Genomic DNA, 16,238 nt, shown 5'->3' with positions numbered 1-16,238 from the left:
GCTTGCGGGGAGGGGGTTGGGGGTGGGGTTCTTGTACCTCATAACATCGGGAAGTGCTGTATGCCTAACTTCATTAATGAAATACAACAAGAAATAATTGTATTTTTTAATTAAGAAAAATTATATCATCAAAAAGATGATAGCATTGACGGGTGAGAGGTGAAAGTAATAAGGGGATAGGAAATAGGCAAGAATTTTACCAATTACCAATTACCAATTACTAATTACTAATCACCAATCATCAAATTAATTAACTTTCAGTTTCGCAATCAGGAACACCTTCTCTAAACACTCGACTAGCGAGAATATCTGCTGCTTCGATGGTAATTAAATCCTGTTTTTCTAACAGTTTACCACTACTTAATAAACGATTTGCTTGCCGTAAACGCGCTCTATCTATAGCATTACGGACACTTCTAGCATTAGCAAAATGGGGCATGGTCTTCCGTTTAATTAAATATTCGCGGAAGGCTTTTTCAGCATCAGGACTAAAGCAATAGTTTTGTGCTTTGACTATGGATTGGGCAATTACCATTAAATTATCCACGCCATAATCGTTAAATTCAATATGTAGTCCAATGCGAGAATTCATCCCCGGATTACTATGAAAAAACCTTTCCATGTGGTCCTTATAACCGGCAAGAATGACAACCAAATCATCACGTTGGTTTTCCATTACCTGCATGAGAATTTCTATTGCTTCTAAACCAAAATCTCCCGGATAATCTGGACGGTATAAAGTATAGGCTTCATCAATTAACAAAACGCCACCCATGGCATTATTTAATACTTCTCTGGTTTTGGGTCCGGTTTGTCCCATACCTTGACCGACTAAATCATCTCGCGTCACTAACATGACATTTTCCTTGCGGATATATTCCAGACGGTAGAGAATTTCCGCCATACGCATTGCTACAGTGGTCTTCCCCATACCCGGATTGCCTAGAAATGTCATGTGTAGACTGGGCGCACCTGCATTTAATCCTAAGCCTTTACGAATCCGGTCAACCAACAACAAGGCCGCCATTTCTCTAATCTTATTTTTGACGGACTTTAACCCGACTAACTCCTGGTCTAACTTATCGAGAATTTCCTGAATATGAGATTCTTGAAAAGCTGCTTCTAAATCTATTCCCTCATTTTGACCTGTTTGTTTTTCTAATAACTGTTCTGTCATGACTATCACCCTTGCTAATGAATTTTATGATAGCCTGGGGTCGGGAAATATAAAAGAACATAATATTTATATGTCTGATATGTTTTTCTTTATTATCAATTTCTGAATTTAGTCATAGAGAAAACATTATCTATTTTACCCCACCCCCAATATAGAAATAACTTAATTTTCTTGTCTGTCTCTTGAAATTAGGATTTATGCTGTTCTCTACTAGTAAATATGTTCTGTCAAAAATCAATACTTTTCCATGTCTAGCACGTAGTCACCAAAAATAGAAAAATTATCTAATGCTATTCCTGTAGCTAGAATTGGATTTAAGCTGTTATTAACATTAAAATCAACATGATTAGTAAATTGACACAACGGTTATTGGCTTTGGTACTTGTCTTTGTTTCCGCATTTTTCCTATGGGAAATTCCTTTGGCTTCAGCAAATCACTATTTTACTAACTCTGGGGAAATTAAGGATAATATCGAATTGTCTAAAAGTGATTTTACTCCCCAAGAAAATCAAGCATTACAAGCTATTCGTCAGCGACGAAATAAAGAAATTGCCAGAATTTTAAATTTATCTCAACGTCAGTTACTTGTCCATAAATTACACAATGGCAACAATATTGATCAAGCTTTAGACTCATTAAATCTAAGTTCTGAACAACGAGAATTAGTAAATTCTATAAATGTATTCACTAATTTGAAATTGAAAGGAATTTTTTCCCGTCATGCTTTACTTGACAGTGATAAATAAAGTTAGATCTGGGAAATTGTAAATTATGCCAGTTGTGAGAAATTTCATATTTCTGCGACTGGTAACTAAATAAATATAAACCTGTGATAATATCAGATCAAATCAAATTTCAGAATTTCCAGCCTTAGTTAAATAATTAATCCTTAATTTAGAGTTAATTCTCCTCGCATAACTGTTACAGCTTGTCCAGAGATAAAAACGCGGTTTTTTCCTGGATAATATACTTTTACCACTCCACCCCGACGGGAAGCTTGATAGGCTAAAAACCGATCTTTTCCCAATTTATCCCGCCAAAATGGTGCTAAACAACAATGTGCTGCACCTGTTACCGGGTCTTCATTAATCCCTAAACCGGGAGCAAAAAAGCGGGAGACAAAATCATATTCTGAGTCAGAATTAGCGATGCTAGTGACGATAATATCAGCTTTAGGTAAAGTTTTCATTTGTTGGAAATTCGGCTGCATTTCTCTAACTAATTGTTCAGATTCTACTTCAACTAAATAACCGAGAGAATTTTCAAAAACAGATTTATAAGTCACTCCTAAAACTTGACTTAATTCTGGAGGTGCTGTTACAGTTTGAGAGAGATTTACCGGAAAATCCAACTGAATCCAATCATTTTCGAGTTTAGCTATTAAAATACCACTTTTTGTATAGAAATGAGCCGCTTGATTTAATAATAAATGTCCTTGAGACCATAATACATGAGCACTGGCTAAAGTTGCGTGTCCACAAAGAGGAACTTCTACCGTTGGTGTAAACCAGCGCAAATTAAAACCGTCATTTTGTTTCACCAAAAAAGCGGTTTCTGATAAGTTCATTTCTTGAGCGATATTCTGCATCCATAACTCAGATTTGGGACTATCTAAAACACAGACAGCCGCAGGATTTCCCGTGAATGGAATATTAGTAAAAGCGTCAACTTGAGTAATAATTTGGGTCATTTTGGGCTAGGAGTTATAAATCTCTAACAGGATGTTTTAAAAGTAGCATCCCGCAATTTTTACCCCCTGCTATAAGCAGCAGAGAGTTTTCAAAGTCAAAGATAAAAAAGAACAGCTTATGGACTAGCCGTAGGAGATGATGATGTAGAATTAGGCGCAGAAACTGCTGCTACCTTATTAATTTCGTCCTTATACTCAGCCGGAGCTAAGGCTCTAGCTTTATCAAATAAAGGTTTCGCTTCAGCAAGCTTTCCTTGTTGTTTAAATAGCATTGCCTTTGCTAAAACGGGACGAAAATCTTGAGGATCTTGATTAATTGCTTGATCATACACAGCAATAGCCTGAAGCTCCTGCTTCTGAAAAGCGTAGACATTACCTAAAAGGATTTGAATAGCAATTACATCCCCACTGCCAGGCTGAATAGTATTAGCACTCTTCGCAGCCGTTAAGCTTTGTTCTAATAAGCCAATAGCTGCTTCTGGACGCTTTTGATTTAATTGCAAACTGACCATACCCTGTAAAGCCTTCAAATCTGTCGGTTTTGCAGTTAAAATAGTACGATAAGTTTGGGCTGCTCCTTCCTGATCACCAATTTGTTGTTTAGCTTGAGCCAGTAAAACCCCATACTCTGACTTTTGGGGATTAAGTCTAGCAAGTTTTTCCAAAGGTTCAATCACAACTTGAATATCCGCCGGTTTAACTTCCCCTGGGCTTTTTTGACTCAACAACTGTAAACGGGCTTGCAAAAGCCCCTTGAGTGCAGTTTGATTTTCTGGCTCTTTCTGTAAAACTAATTCATAGCCCCGGACTTGATCTTCTAATTTTGGATTTTGCTGTAATGAAGATCCTTGATTCTCAGTATTGGCCTGATTCTGTGGTAACGATTGGGGTTTGTTAAATGTTGTAATTATGGGCATAACAGAAACCCCCACAAAAGCAACAACAGCGAAAGCCAAGACTACTCGAACCATCCAGCGATTACGCGATTCAGACACAATATTATTCTACTCCTAAATGTTAACAAAATGTAAGTGTATAGAACCAAAGCCATGCTACACTATCAGCAGATTTTAAATTGTGGATTTATTCTTGATCTAAATCCTAACAATGAAATTAATTACAAATTGCAAAGTTAAAAATTTCCAAAACTTTGCGGAATACGGTCATTTATCTGTGAATTTTATAACAAATAAATATCTATCCTGCTAAAGTAAGTGATGACTTTAGGAAGATCCGTCAGAATTATAGCTATGCTATGCTGCCGATAACCTAGCGTGGCCTTAGCCTCAATGGTTATGAAGAGGCTAAATTACACATTTAGTGTATAAATGTGAGATTTTGCTTACTTCTGTTCATATAAAGCATCAAGCGAAAGGCTAGATTAAAAGGAAATATACTTTGATCAGCCACACGCTTGCTCTTTTCTACCTGTCTTTGTCAAATCCTACCAAGGGATAAGTCTTGTGCCGCAAGGAGTTTTTATGAATTCCGACCTGATGCCATCTTCTCAATCCTCAAATTCCACAGCCTCTAAACAAGGCAAAAAAGAGATTTCACCCCCTGTTAATGCTCATACATTAGCAGACCAATCCTCTCAACTGGAAAATTCTGTCATTGACCTAAGTAAATCCGATGCTAACGGGCATTTAGTTAATCGAGAACAACCAATTCCACCTCCGAGTGAACCAACCCAGTACCGAGCTATTGGCCTAGTTCGCGGATGCTATCATGCCAGTAGTGAACAGTTTACCCAAGGAACACTGCTGACCAGCGATGGGGTTGAACTTAATGCCGTCCTATTAGGTCGGATTATGAGTTTAGTCAAAAATCACTTAGACCTAGAAAAAGAACATCTATGGGTAGTTTATCCCCGCACCAGACAAGAAAATGACGCATTACACCTGCAAATTGTTGGCGTTTGGGAACCAGAAAATCTGACGAAAAATGCACTAGATGAACATAGCCCAGATGGGATTACTCAAAAGTTACACAACTCGACAGTAGTTTCTGATCATCTCAAACCCTCATCAGCTGTTGCCGATGGCGGTTTTTCTGTGCGCGGTGAGGTAGTTTACCAGTCTTTTGATGAAAAGAGTTTGGTTGTGAAAATCAAGCAATCTCCCCGGAAAACTACTGATAAAGCTAAATATTTTAAGTTGAAACTCAAGGGCATATTAACCACCAAAGCCGTCGGTAAGTTCTGGGACTTCAATGTTAAACGGGAATCGGATATTTTAGTAGTAATTAATGCCGAAGCGATCGCTGATTTACCCAAAAAACGTAGACCGCCATTCAAAGCCGCGTCCCGTGGTGTTGCTAACAGCGGTACTAGAAAACCATTCGCCCCCCGACGCAATGGTGAAGCCCCACGTCCCATTAGAAAGACAGCAGGTGATCCCACGGTCATTACTAAACCTATACCCAAAACCCCCACTCCTATGCCAATTAAGAGGCCTAAGCCGACCGGGGAATAGGTAATTGGTCCGTTGTCCGTTGTCCGTTGTCCGTTGTCCGTTGTCCGTTGTCCGTTGTGAAATGATGATTAATGGGTACAGAAACACGGAATTTGCTGAAGAATTTCCCTCTTTGTCTTTCTTCTTGCTTGTTTTTTCTTCTTTCTTACTCCTGACTCTGTGACTTCTGACTCCTTCTAAAACTCTGTCCAACGATCTTGAGGTAAAAAAGAACGCTCCATTGGTATCGGGGCTACTGGTTCAGTTAGGGTAAATATCCCCTCTTTAATCCATTGTTTCAACTCTTGGGCTACTTTTCGGGAAAGAAATAAACTCGCTAAAGATGCTACTCGTACCGTTCTCCCTTCGATAGTAATACGTCCAGATTTAAGTTGGGCGTAACTGACTAAACCGAAGGTAGGACGGACACGACGAGGAATGGAAAAATCTACAATTGGCGCTACTAAGTCTCTGTCTTGGACAGCACACCGTTCTATCACTTCCACATTTAAAACTGGTAAAGGCACGCCTACACCCATCATTAAGGATGGTCCATAGCTTTTAAAGTAACAACCTCTTATCCATCGGGCATCCATTTGTTTGGCATCGCCAATTAACGCTAAAGTAGCTGAAGGTCCAATCGGTGTCCGATTTTCTAACCGCTTTTGCAAGGGGAAATGTTGTGTCCCCTCCCAAGCTACATAACCAATACCCCCAGCTAAGAAAATCTTTGTCCCAATACCAACAATTTGTAAATCGGGGTCATTCAGCAACGGTGACAGCGAACCAGGGTTAGAATAAACTGCATTCCCTAAACGTGGCTGTAACGGTCCTAAATACGTATGAAGTGGGCGATCGCCACCATTCACACCAACAATAAAATTTTGATAAAGATTACGCGGGTTAAATAAATAAAACTGATTAATCGTGTCACGGGTGATAGTGGTTTCAAATGTAGCCCTGGGATAACAATCGGTAACTTGTCCAATAGCACGTACTTGGATAGATTTACCCGCAATTAAATCCTCAATTACATGACCCCCTCCACGTTCTCGCACGTCTTCCCCATCTATGGTGTCAACTGGACAACTAGCACCTAAGTATAAATCCACAGCCCCAAACCCAGAGTATGCTGGTACTCCATCTAACCAGCAACGCCGAATTTTTATCGGTGGATCAGTATGTCCTAAGTTAATAATTGCACCACTTGACTCCATTGGTTCAAATGTACCAGTGGTAATTACATCTACTTCCTTAGCAGCTTTATTAACACCAACTTCTCCAACTCGTGCCTTCAATTCTTCAGCAGTCCAGACTATCGCCCGTTTTTGGCTGATTTTATCATTAATCTCCGCAATTGTTCGCATTTTTAATTCAGTTGTAGGTTGGGTTTAAAAAAACCCAACATTTCCGTGTTGGGTTAGGTCTTCAGCACGCTACGCGAACACTCTGTTTTACCCAATTGACAATCTATCAGGATTGTATTCTCATTGTGCTTCAGACGCGGGAATTACATCACAAAACAAAACCCTTACCCTTCAAATATTGTGAAAAAGCCACGAGTCATCAAACTTGTGACTATCAAAAACTATGCGCCCGCTGTCAAAATCAATTTTTCCAGGATAAAGGTTATTCAAAATACTGTCACTCGTACCCGTGTTGTACCACCTATCACCTCTCATCTACCCTGAATTTAACAGAATCAGCATGGGAAGGTAAACCCTCTGTAGTTGCTAATGTGTCAATGGCCAATGCCACTTTTTCTAGTGCGGTTTGCGAGTATTGGATAATACTTGAGTGTTTTAAAAATGTTTCTACCCCTAAAGCCGAAGCATAACGGGCAGCGCCAGAAGTAGGTAGGGTGTGATTTGGACCTGCCAAATAGTCTCCCACTGCTTCCGGTGTAGAACTACCCAGAAAAATTGCCCCCGCATGGCGAATATGGTTAATTAAAGCCCAAGGATCAGCAACTTCTAATTCTAAATGCTCTGGTGCAAACTCGTTAGAAAGTTCCGCTGCGGCAGACAGAGATTCCACCACCACAATTAAACCATAATGGGCGATCGCTTTTTCCGTATCTAGCCGGCGCGGGTGATTTACCAATTGTCTTTCTACCTCGATTTGCACTTTTTTAGCCAAAATAGCATCTGTGGTCAGCAAAATCGCGGCGGCCATAGGATCATGTTCTGCTTGCGCTAACAAGTCCGCAGCTACATATACAGGATTAGCCGTTTCATCAGCAATTATTAGCACCTCACTAGGACCGGCTAAAGAATCAATACCCACAGTTCCGTAAACTAATTTTTTCGCCAAAGTGACATAAATATTACCAGGTCCTGTAATTACATTTACTTTGGGAATAGTTTCTGTCCCATAAGCCAAAGCCCCAATAGCTTGAGCGCCACCAATTCGGTAAATTTCCTGAACTCCTGCTTCTTGAGCCGCTACCAAAACCGCAGGATTAACCATTTTACCTCCTCTCACAGGTGTCACCATCACCACCCGTGGCACCCCCGCTACTTTGGCCGGAATGGCATTCATTAACACTGTACTCGGATAACAAGCCCGACCACCTGGTATGTATAAACCCGCACAGTCTACTGGCGTGTAGCGCTTACCTAATACTACTTCATCATCGCCAAATTGTACCCAGCTTTTAGGAACTCGCTGACGATGAAAAGTCTCTATTTTTTGGCAAGCTAGGCGAATAGACCGCAGCAAATCCTTAGATACCTGTTGATATGCTGCATCTAATTCTGAACCTGTTACCTTTAGCTCTTCTGGTTTTAGGGTTTGCTGATCAAATTCTGCTGTATAGTGTAGTACAGCCTTGTCCCCTTGGCGCTTCACCGCTTGCAACACTTCGCGTACTGTTGCTTCTTTGTGAATTACCTGTTCATCCTGGGTGCGTCCGCAGATCCTTTGTAGTTCTGCTCTAACGTCAGCTTGCTCAGTAATAATTCGCAGCATGGAGTAATGACAATGCAAAATTTTACAATATTCTCAAACCAGAACCAGGTTTAGGCTTTTTACTCGCCATTACAGCATGACATCAATAGCAAGTTATTCAAAAATAGCTTAAAAGCTAACTATGTAAGCTTTTTGACCTTTCCTTTGATTCTTAACTTTTGACTCAGCCCTGCCTGACTAGGTTATCAACCTGGATCTGATTCTCTTCTCTAGCTTAACCTGGATTTTTTTTGATACTACTTTATAAAACTCAACCAACTCAGGAAATTTCACACTTCTCCCACAATTAATTCCCGCAATTGCACCCTTTTTTTCCTCAATTACTCATTTTACCTTATTTCCCCACTTCTCAATTTCTAGCCCTTCTAGCCAAATAAAAATTTTTTTCTGGAAATTATAACATTGGCGAAAATAATGCTATATTAATTAAACCTAGTAGTGTGTGTACATAATTAATAGTCTTTTTTGGAATTACTGTGGCGAATACAAAGTCTGCTCTTAAACGCGCCCAAATCGCAGAACGCAACCGACTGCGTAATAAAGCATATAAATCAGCTGTAAAAACGCTGATGAAGAAATACTTTAGTTCTGTAGAAGCTTATGCAGCTAATCCGACAACAGAACTCAAGCAGGAAGTAGAAGTAAAAATGTCCGAAGCTTACAGCAAAATTGATAAAGCTGTGAAGAAAGGCGTGCTTCATCCCAACAATGGGTCCAGGAAAAAGTCAAGACTGGCTCACAAACACAAAACCCTCACAGCTTAGTAGGGGTAATCCCCCCGTGGTTGCCCCGGCAATCCCCCTGTGGTTGCCCGAAAAACACGGGTAGAGGCAATCCCCCCGGGTTGCCCCAGAAATCCCTCCGTGGTTGCCCTGGTTTGTAGGAAGAGTGCCAAAATATAACAGAAACCTTATTCTTAGAGGTAATTTACCAATTACCCCGTGTTCTATTTAGCCAAAGTCCTGGTCGCTTTATCCCTGACCATTGAACATTGACAACTAACAAGCCATGCAACTCGTAGATACCCACGTACACATTAACTTTGACATTTTTCAGCCAGATTTAGCAGCAGTCCGCGCCAGGTGGCAAGCAGCAGGAGTAGTCCGATTGATCCACTCCTGTGTTCACCCGCAAGAATTTGCCAGCATTAGCCACATAGCAGCCCAGTTCCCCGAACTCAGCTTTGCTGTAGGGCTACATCCTCTAGATGCTGATAAATGGGATCAGCAAACAGCTACCCTAATCAAGTCTTTGGCCAGTTCTCATTCCCAAGTGGTAGCCATTGGGGAAATGGGTCTGGATTTCTACAAAGCAGATAACTATCAGCATCAACAAGAGGTATTTACATCACAATTGGCCATCGCCTGTGAACTGAATTTACCGGTGATCATCCATTGTCGTGATGCTGCACCAGCAGTGAGGGATATATTGCAAAAATGGCGAGATTTGTATGGGGAAAGGTTACGGGGTGTCATGCACTGTTGGGGAGGGACACCAGAAGAAACTCAATGGTTTCTAGACTTAGGTTTTTATATCAGCTTTAGTGGAACTGTAACATTTAAAAATGCTTTAACTATTAAAGAAAGCGCGGTTATGGTGAGTAGTGATAAATTACTCATAGAAACAGATTGCCCCTTTTTGTCACCCGTACCTAAACGCGGTGAAAAACGCAATGAACCCGCTCATGTTTATTATGTAGCGGCGGCCTTAGCCGAACTACGAGGCGAAACAATCGAGGAAATTGCCCAGAAAACCACCGAAAACGCTTGTAAATTATTCGGTCTAGCACTATAGATGACAATCACATTCCCAAGATGAATATTGATTTGACTCATCATACATCTAAAAAATAAAAATGTGCTAAAATTATTTACTCTCAAATATTGAGGTTAAGTCATAATGTATAGAGAAAGGACAACAATTCTTAACAAATTCTGTAAATGTAATCGTATTAACTGTAAAATGCCCGTGAATTATTGGTTTTAAGCCCCTGAATCAATCTCAACAATCATGGTTACTTGACAACCAAATCTAAAATCCAAAATTGTCTGTCCATCCACTTATATCTTCACAAACGGATGCTCTCAATCGCTATTACCCCGTGGTAATAAGTATAGTGGCTAAAAGGGAAACAACAATTCGGATTTGGTTATGCCGAATACGGTATATCAAACCTATAGAAAATCCTTAAAAGTAATTGTCTAATCCAGACAATCATAGCAATATCAAATCCATAATGCTATGCCCAGTACCACGCTCTACAATCCCACCCTCGCCAAAATCCTCAGTTTTGGGAGATTACAGTCACAGAATACAGTACAAACCAGGAAGTGTGAAGTAGAAAAAACTCCCCAACCCAAAGACCAACAGCAGGCTTTTGCCCGCAATTTATAGACTTCATCATTCCCGATTTACATTTTAGCACAAAGCCTAAGTTCAGGCTACACCAACCCAGCTATCAGCAAGTTTAACCAGGTTGACAAAGGTAAAGGCATGACTAACGACAAATATATGGAATCCGCCTTTCTATTACCCGACTTAATTGAAATTCAGCGCTCTAGTTTTCGCTGGTTTCTAGAAGAAGGGCTAATAGAAGAACTGAACTCCTTTAGTCCAATTACAGACTACACTGGCAAACTAGAACTGCACTTTTTAGGAAATAATTACAAACTAAAAGAGCCTAAGTACAGCGTTGAAGAATCTAAGCGTAGAGATAGCACTTATGCAGTACAGATGTATGTTCCTACCCGTCTGCTGAACAAAGAAACAGGAGACATTAAAGAACAGGAAGTATTTATTGGCGATTTGCCCTTGATGACAGATAGAGGCACATTTATTATCAACGGAGCAGAGCGGGTTATAGTCAATCAAATTGTGCGATCGCCTGGAGTTTACTATAAATCAGAAATAGATAAAAACGGACGGCGGACTTATTCTGCCAGCTTAATACCTAACCGGGGCGCGTGGCTCAAATTTGAAACAGATCGTAACGACCTAGTTTGGGTACGGATAGACAAAACCCGGAAACTATCAGCCCAGGTACTTCTGAAAGCACTAGGACTATCAGATAATGAAATATTTGATGCCTTGCGTCATCCAGAATACTTTCAAAAAACCATAGAAAAAGAAGGGCAATTTTCCGAAGAAGAAGCCCTAATGGAATTATATCGGAAACTTCGCCCCGGTGAACCACCCACAGTTTTAGGTGGACAACAACTTTTAGACTCCCGCTTCTTTGATCCTAAACGCTATGATCTGGGAAAAGTTGGTCGTTATAAACTTAACAAAAAACTCCGTCTTTCTGCCCCCGACACCATGCGCGTCCTCACCCCTGGGGACATCCTAGCGGCCATTGATTACCTGATTAACCTAGAATTTGATATTGGTAGCATAGATGACATTGATCACCTCGGAAATCGTCGAGTTAGAAGCGTAGGTGAATTACTGCAAAACCAAGTCAGAGTAGGTTTAAACCGCTTAGAAAGAATTATTCGAGAACGGATGACAGTATCCGATGCTGAAGTTCTCACCCCCGCATCCTTGGTTAACCCCAAACCATTAGTAGCAGCCATTAAAGAGTTCTTTGGTTCAAGCCAACTCAGTCAGTTCATGGACCAAACCAACCCCCTAGCGGAATTGACCCATAAACGTCGCCTCAGCGCCTTGGGACCTGGGGGTTTAACTAGAGAAAGAGCCGGGTTTGCGGTGCGAGACATCCATCCCAGTCACTACGGGCGGATTTGTCCCATTGAAACACCAGAAGGACCCAACGCTGGACTGATTGGTTCATTAGCTACCCATGCCCGCGTTAACCAGTATGGGTTTCTGGAAACACCCTTTAGACCAGTAGAAAACGGCAAAGTCCTCTTTGATGTTCCTCCGGTGTACATGACGGCAGATGAAGAGGACGATCTTCGCACTGCTACTGGTGACGTTCCTCTAGATGAAAACGGTTACATCAAGGGACCTCAAGTACCCGTTCGCTATCGCCAAGACTGGACAACCACAGAACCCCAACAGGTGGATTATGTAGCGGTTTCCCCGGTGCAGATTGTATCGGTTGCTACTAGCATGATTCCCTTCTTGGAACATGACGATGCTAACCGGGCGTTGATGGGTTCTAATATGCAGCGCCAAGCCGTACCGCTGTTGAAACCAGAGCGCCCTTTGGTAGGAACAGGTTTAGAAGCACAAGCGGCGAGAGATTCTGGGATGGTAATAGTTTCCCGCACGGATGGGGAAGTAGTGTATGTAGATGCTACGGAAATTCGTGTCCGGGTGAGTAGTCAATGGTCGGTAATTAGTGGTCAGTCATCATTGGCGGAAAAACGAACAACAGATAACGAACAGTTAACCACTGATAAACCTCAAGAAATTAGATACAACCTTTCTAAATACCAACGTTCTAACCAAGATACTTGTTTAAACCAAAAGCCATTGGTGAGAATTGGGGAGAAGGTGGTGGCAGGTCAGGTGTTAGCCGATGGTTCTTCTACGGAAGGGGGAGAACTGGCCTTAGGTCAAAATATTGTTGTGGCCTATATGCCCTGGGAAGGCTACAACTATGAGGATGCGATTCTGATTTCTGAGCGGTTGGTACAGGAAGATATTTATACCTCTATCCACATTGAGAAGTATGAAATTGAGGCTAGACAAACCAAACTCGGACCGGAAGAAATTACTAGGGAAATTCCCAACGTCGGTGAAGATGCTCTTAGACAATTAGATGAACAGGGTATTATCCGCATTGGGGCTTGGGTAGATGCTGGTGATATTCTGGTGGGTAAGGTGACTCCTAAAGGTGAATCAGACCAACCACCGGAGGAAAAACTGCTGCGGGCTATCTTTGGTGAAAAAGCCCGTGATGTCCGTGATAATTCCCTACGAGTTCCCAATGGTGAAAAAGGCCGAGTAGTAGATGTGCGCTTATTCACCAGAGAACAAGGTGATGAGTTACCACCGGGAGCGAATATGGTGGTTAGGGTTTATGTGGCTCAAAAGCGCAAGATCCAAGTTGGGGATAAGATGGCTGGAAGACATGGTAATAAGGGTATTATTTCCCGGATCCTGCCGGCGGAGGATATGCCTTATTTAGCGGACGGTTCACCAGTGGATATTGTTCTCAATCCTTTGGGTGTACCTAGTCGGATGAATGTGGGTCAGGTGTTTGAATGTCTTTTGGGTTGGGCTGGACATAATCTAGGGGTGCGGTTTAAGGTGACTCCTTTTGATGAAATGTATGGGGAGGAAACTTCTCGGCGTTTAGTGCATGGCAAACTTCAGGAAGCTAGGGATGAAACCACTAGGGATTGGGTATATAACCCGGAAAATTCTGGCAAAATCATGGTTTATGATGGTCGTACTGGTGAACCTTTCGATCGCCCGGTGACGGTGGGAGTGGCATATATGCTGAAACTTGTGCATTTGGTTGATGACAAGATTCACGCCCGTTCTACTGGACCCTATTCTCTGGTTACTCAACAACCTTTGGGCGGTAAGGCACAGCAGGGTGGACAAAGATTTGGAGAAATGGAAGTTTGGGCTTTGGAGGCTTTTGGGGCTGCTTATACTTTGCAGGAATTATTGACGGTGAAGTCTGATGATATGCAGGGACGTAATGAGGCTTTAAATGCGATCGTTAAGGGTAAGGCTATTCCCCGTCCTGGTACTCCTGAGTCTTTTAAGGTATTAATGCGAGAGTTGCAATCTTTGGGTTTAGATATTGCGGTTCATAAAGTAGAAACTCAAACTGATGGTAGTTCTTTAGATGTCGAAGTAGACTTAATGGCTGACTTAGCTCCCCGTCGTACTCCACCCAGACCAGTCTATGAATCGCTTTCCTATGAGTCACTAGAAGATGATGATTAGTCATTAAGAGGCAAGAGGGAAAAAGTAAGCATAAATCGCCCACCTCTTTCCTCTTTCTTGTGTCAAGCAATCCAAAATCTAAAATCCAAAATCCAAAACAGAGAAACTGGATTCCAAATAATCCAAAATCTAAAAATCTAAAATCCAAAATTATGAGACCTGCCCAATCTAATCAATTTGACTATGTGAAAATTGGTATAGCTTCACCAGAGCGTATTCGCAAGTGGGGTGAACGGACTTTACCTAATGGACAGATAGTAGGTGAGGTAACAAAACCAGAAACTATTAATTACCGCACTCTGAAGCCAGAAATGGACGGCTTATTTTGTGAGCGCATTTTTGGACCAGCTAAAGACTGGGAATGTCATTGTGGTAAATATAAGCGTGTTCGCCATAGAGGTATAGTTTGCGAGCGCTGTGGTGTAGAAGTAACAGAGTCTCGTGTTCGTCGTCACAGAATGGGCTTTATTAAACTAGCTGCTCCTGTGGCTCATGTTTGGTATCTCAAGGGTATTCCTAGTTATATTGCTATTCTCTTGGATATGCCACTGCGAGATGTGGAGCAGATTGTTTATTTCAATTCTTACTGTGTGTTACGACCGGGTAATGCAGATACTTTGACTTATAAACAGTTGCTGAGTGAGGACCAATGGCTAGAAATTGAGGATGCTATCTATAGTGAAGATTCTCAGTTAGAGGGTGTGGAAGTGGGTATTGGTGCAGAGGCACTATTACGACTTTTGGCGGATATTAATTTAGAGCAGGAGGCAGAGTCCTTACGAGAGGAAATTATTGGCGCTAAGGGACAAAAACGGGCGAAGTTGATTAAACGTCTGCGGGTAATTGATAATTTCATCGCTACTGGTTCTAAGCCGGAATGGATGGTTTTAGAGGTGATTCCGGTGATTCCTCCAGATTTACGCCCCATGGTACAGCTAGATGGGGGTAGATTTGCTACTAGTGATTTGAATGATTTGTACCGTCGGGTGATTAATCGTAATAATCGTTTGTCTAGACTTCAGGAAATATTAGCACCAGAAATTATTGTCCGTAACGAGAAACGGATGTTACAGGAAGCTGTTGATGCTTTGATTGACAATGGCCGTCGTGGGAGAACGGTGGTGGGTGCTAATAATCGTCCGTTGAAGTCTTTGTCGGATATTATTGAGGGTAAACAGGGACGGTTTAGACAAAACCTGCTGGGTAAGCGGGTAGATTATTCTGGACGTTCTGTGATTGTGGTTGGACCTAATTTAAAAATTCACCAATGCGGACTACCGAGGGAAATGGCTATTGAGTTGTTTCAGCCGTTTGTGATTAATCGCTTGATTCGTTCGGGTATGGTGAATAATATCAAGGCGGCGAAAAAGTTGATTGCTCGTAATGACCCCTGTGTTTGGGAGGTGTTGCAAGAGGTGATTGAAGGACACCCGGTGATGTTAAACCGAGCGCCAACGTTGCACAGGTTGGGGATTCAAGCTTTTGAACCGATTTTGGTGGAAGGTAGAGCTATTCAATTACATCCTTTGGTTTGTCCGGCTTTTAATGCTGACTTTGACGGTGACCAAATGGCGGTTCACGTGCCTTTGTCTTTGGAAAGTCAAGCGGAGGCGCGGTTGTTGATGTTGGCTTGTAATAATATTTTGTCTCCTGCTACGGGTAGACCTATTGTTACACCTAGTCAAGATATGGTGTTAGGGGCGTATTATTTGACGGCGGAAAATCCCCAGGCGACAAAGGGAGCGGGTAAATATTTTTCATCTTTGGATGATGTGATTATGGCTTATGAAGCGAAACAGGTGGATCTTCATGCTTATATTTATGTCCGTTTTGATGGGGAGGTTGATTCGGGAGAACCGGATTCTGAACCTTTGGAAGTTATAGAGGATAGGGACGAACTGGGGAAACTGAGGGGAAGGACGCTAAAGTATAAATTCCGTCGTGTCCGTGAAGATGCCCAAGGAAATTTAATTTCTCAATATATTTATACGACTCCTGGAAGGGCGATTTATAACAAGGCGATTCAGGAAGCGATAGATGCTTAATTAGTCGGTGGTCAGTTGTCAGTGGTCAATAGCA

General features: G+C 41.7%; 12 protein-coding genes. 7 read left to right on the top strand and 5 right to left on the bottom strand.

All coding sequences use genetic code 11. The features are described from left to right. Positions 1 to 250: 250 nt before the first annotated feature. On the bottom strand, positions 251 to 1,177 hold the full coding sequence (locus tag ACIR131C_RS0111745; protein WP_028090349.1) for an AAA family ATPase: 927 nt from the start codon (positions 1,175 to 1,177) through the stop codon (positions 251 to 253). A 342-nt stretch (positions 1,178 to 1,519) separates the two neighbouring features. Here ACIR131C_RS0111745 and ACIR131C_RS0111740 point away from each other — a divergent pair, with 342 nt between their 5' ends. Then, on the top strand, positions 1,520 to 1,924 hold the full coding sequence (locus ACIR131C_RS0111740) for a helix-turn-helix domain-containing protein (protein ID WP_028090348.1): 405 nt from the start codon (positions 1,520 to 1,522) through the stop codon (positions 1,922 to 1,924). A gap of 143 nt (positions 1,925 to 2,067) precedes the next feature. Here ACIR131C_RS0111740 and ACIR131C_RS0111735 read toward each other — a convergent pair whose 3' ends face one another. After that, positions 2,068 to 2,868, bottom strand: coding sequence for a PhzF family phenazine biosynthesis protein (locus ACIR131C_RS0111735; protein ID WP_028090347.1), 801 nt, complete (start codon positions 2,866 to 2,868; stop codon positions 2,068 to 2,070). Between the two features lie 116 nt (positions 2,869 to 2,984). Further along, positions 2,985 to 3,863 carry a tetratricopeptide repeat protein gene (locus tag ACIR131C_RS0111730; RefSeq protein ID WP_028090346.1) on the bottom strand — a complete coding sequence of 293 codons (879 nt, stop codon included), beginning with the start codon at positions 3,861 to 3,863 and terminating at the stop codon, positions 2,985 to 2,987. A gap of 486 nt (positions 3,864 to 4,349) precedes the next feature. Here ACIR131C_RS0111730 and ACIR131C_RS0111725 point away from each other — a divergent pair, with 486 nt between their 5' ends. Further along, positions 4,350 to 5,342 carry a hypothetical protein gene (locus ACIR131C_RS0111725; protein ID WP_028090345.1) on the top strand — a complete coding sequence of 331 codons (993 nt, stop codon included), beginning with the start codon at positions 4,350 to 4,352 and terminating at the stop codon, positions 5,340 to 5,342. Positions 5,343 to 5,518: 176 nt separating this feature from the next. On the opposite strand, the gene ACIR131C_RS0111720 is transcribed toward ACIR131C_RS0111725, so the two are convergent. Then, positions 5,519 to 6,688: a homocysteine biosynthesis protein gene (locus ACIR131C_RS0111720; protein ID WP_028090344.1), complete on the bottom strand. Its 1,170-nt coding sequence runs from the start codon at positions 6,686 to 6,688 to the stop codon at positions 5,519 to 5,521. Positions 6,689 to 6,992: 304 nt separating this feature from the next. After that, positions 6,993 to 8,291, bottom strand: coding sequence for a histidinol dehydrogenase (gene hisD, locus ACIR131C_RS0111715; RefSeq protein ID WP_028090343.1), 1,299 nt, complete (start codon positions 8,289 to 8,291; stop codon positions 6,993 to 6,995). A 476-nt stretch (positions 8,292 to 8,767) separates the two neighbouring features. On the opposite strand from hisD, the gene rpsT reads away from it, so the two are divergent. From rpsT to ACIR131C_RS0111690, 5 genes are all read left to right on the top strand, one after another. Then, positions 8,768 to 9,055 (top strand): 30S ribosomal protein S20, encoded by a 288-nt coding sequence (gene rpsT / locus ACIR131C_RS0111710; RefSeq protein ID WP_028090342.1) that lies wholly within the window; start codon positions 8,768 to 8,770, stop codon positions 9,053 to 9,055. Positions 9,056 to 9,299: 244 nt separating this feature from the next. Beyond that, positions 9,300 to 10,085 carry a TatD family hydrolase gene (locus tag ACIR131C_RS0111705; RefSeq protein WP_028090341.1) on the top strand — a complete coding sequence of 262 codons (786 nt, stop codon included), beginning with the start codon at positions 9,300 to 9,302 and terminating at the stop codon, positions 10,083 to 10,085. Between the two features lie 447 nt (positions 10,086 to 10,532). After that, positions 10,533 to 10,685: a hypothetical protein gene (locus ACIR131C_RS25525; RefSeq protein WP_155963090.1), complete on the top strand. Its 153-nt coding sequence runs from the start codon at positions 10,533 to 10,535 to the stop codon at positions 10,683 to 10,685. Between the two features lie 99 nt (positions 10,686 to 10,784). Then, entirely contained in the window at positions 10,785 to 14,159 is a 3,375-nt protein-coding gene (gene rpoB / locus ACIR131C_RS0111695) for a DNA-directed RNA polymerase subunit beta (RefSeq protein ID WP_028090340.1), read from the top strand. Between the two features lie 152 nt (positions 14,160 to 14,311). Continuing rightward, positions 14,312 to 16,204 carry a DNA-directed RNA polymerase subunit gamma gene (locus ACIR131C_RS0111690; protein ID WP_028090339.1) on the top strand — a complete coding sequence of 631 codons (1,893 nt, stop codon included), beginning with the start codon at positions 14,312 to 14,314 and terminating at the stop codon, positions 16,202 to 16,204. Positions 16,205 to 16,238 lie beyond the last annotated feature (34 nt).

It is taken from the genome of Dolichospermum circinale AWQC131C, assembly GCF_000426905.1.
Taxonomy (GTDB): domain Bacteria; phylum Cyanobacteriota; class Cyanobacteriia; order Cyanobacteriales; family Nostocaceae; genus Dolichospermum; species Dolichospermum circinale.
Note: the sequence above shows the minus strand (reverse complement) of the source record. Positions and strands in the feature narration are given on the sequence as shown.

Excerpts from the sequence above, each read along its gene's own strand:
- ACIR131C_RS25525 (WP_155963090.1), top strand. The coding sequence starts at position 10,533 with ATGCCCAGTACCACGCTCTACAATCCCACCCTCGCCAAAATCCTCAGT.
- ACIR131C_RS0111740 (WP_028090348.1), top strand. The coding sequence starts at position 1,520 with ATGATTAGTAAATTGACACAACGGTTATTGGCTTTGGTACTTGTCTTT.
- hisD (WP_028090343.1), bottom strand. The coding sequence starts at position 8,291 with ATGCTGCGAATTATTACTGAGCAAGCTGACGTTAGAGCAGAACTACAA.
- ACIR131C_RS0111720 (WP_028090344.1), bottom strand. The coding sequence starts at position 6,688 with ATGCGAACAATTGCGGAGATTAATGATAAAATCAGCCAAAAACGGGCG.
- rpoB (WP_028090340.1), top strand. The coding sequence starts at position 10,785 with ATGACTAACGACAAATATATGGAATCCGCCTTTCTATTACCCGACTTA.
- ACIR131C_RS0111735 (WP_028090347.1), bottom strand. The coding sequence starts at position 2,868 with ATGACCCAAATTATTACTCAAGTTGACGCTTTTACTAATATTCCATTC.
- ACIR131C_RS0111705 (WP_028090341.1), top strand. The coding sequence starts at position 9,300 with ATGCAACTCGTAGATACCCACGTACACATTAACTTTGACATTTTTCAG.
- ACIR131C_RS0111690 (WP_028090339.1), top strand. The coding sequence starts at position 14,312 with ATGAGACCTGCCCAATCTAATCAATTTGACTATGTGAAAATTGGTATA.
- ACIR131C_RS0111725 (WP_028090345.1), top strand. The coding sequence starts at position 4,350 with ATGAATTCCGACCTGATGCCATCTTCTCAATCCTCAAATTCCACAGCC.
- ACIR131C_RS0111745 (WP_028090349.1), bottom strand. The coding sequence starts at position 1,177 with ATGACAGAACAGTTATTAGAAAAACAAACAGGTCAAAATGAGGGAATA.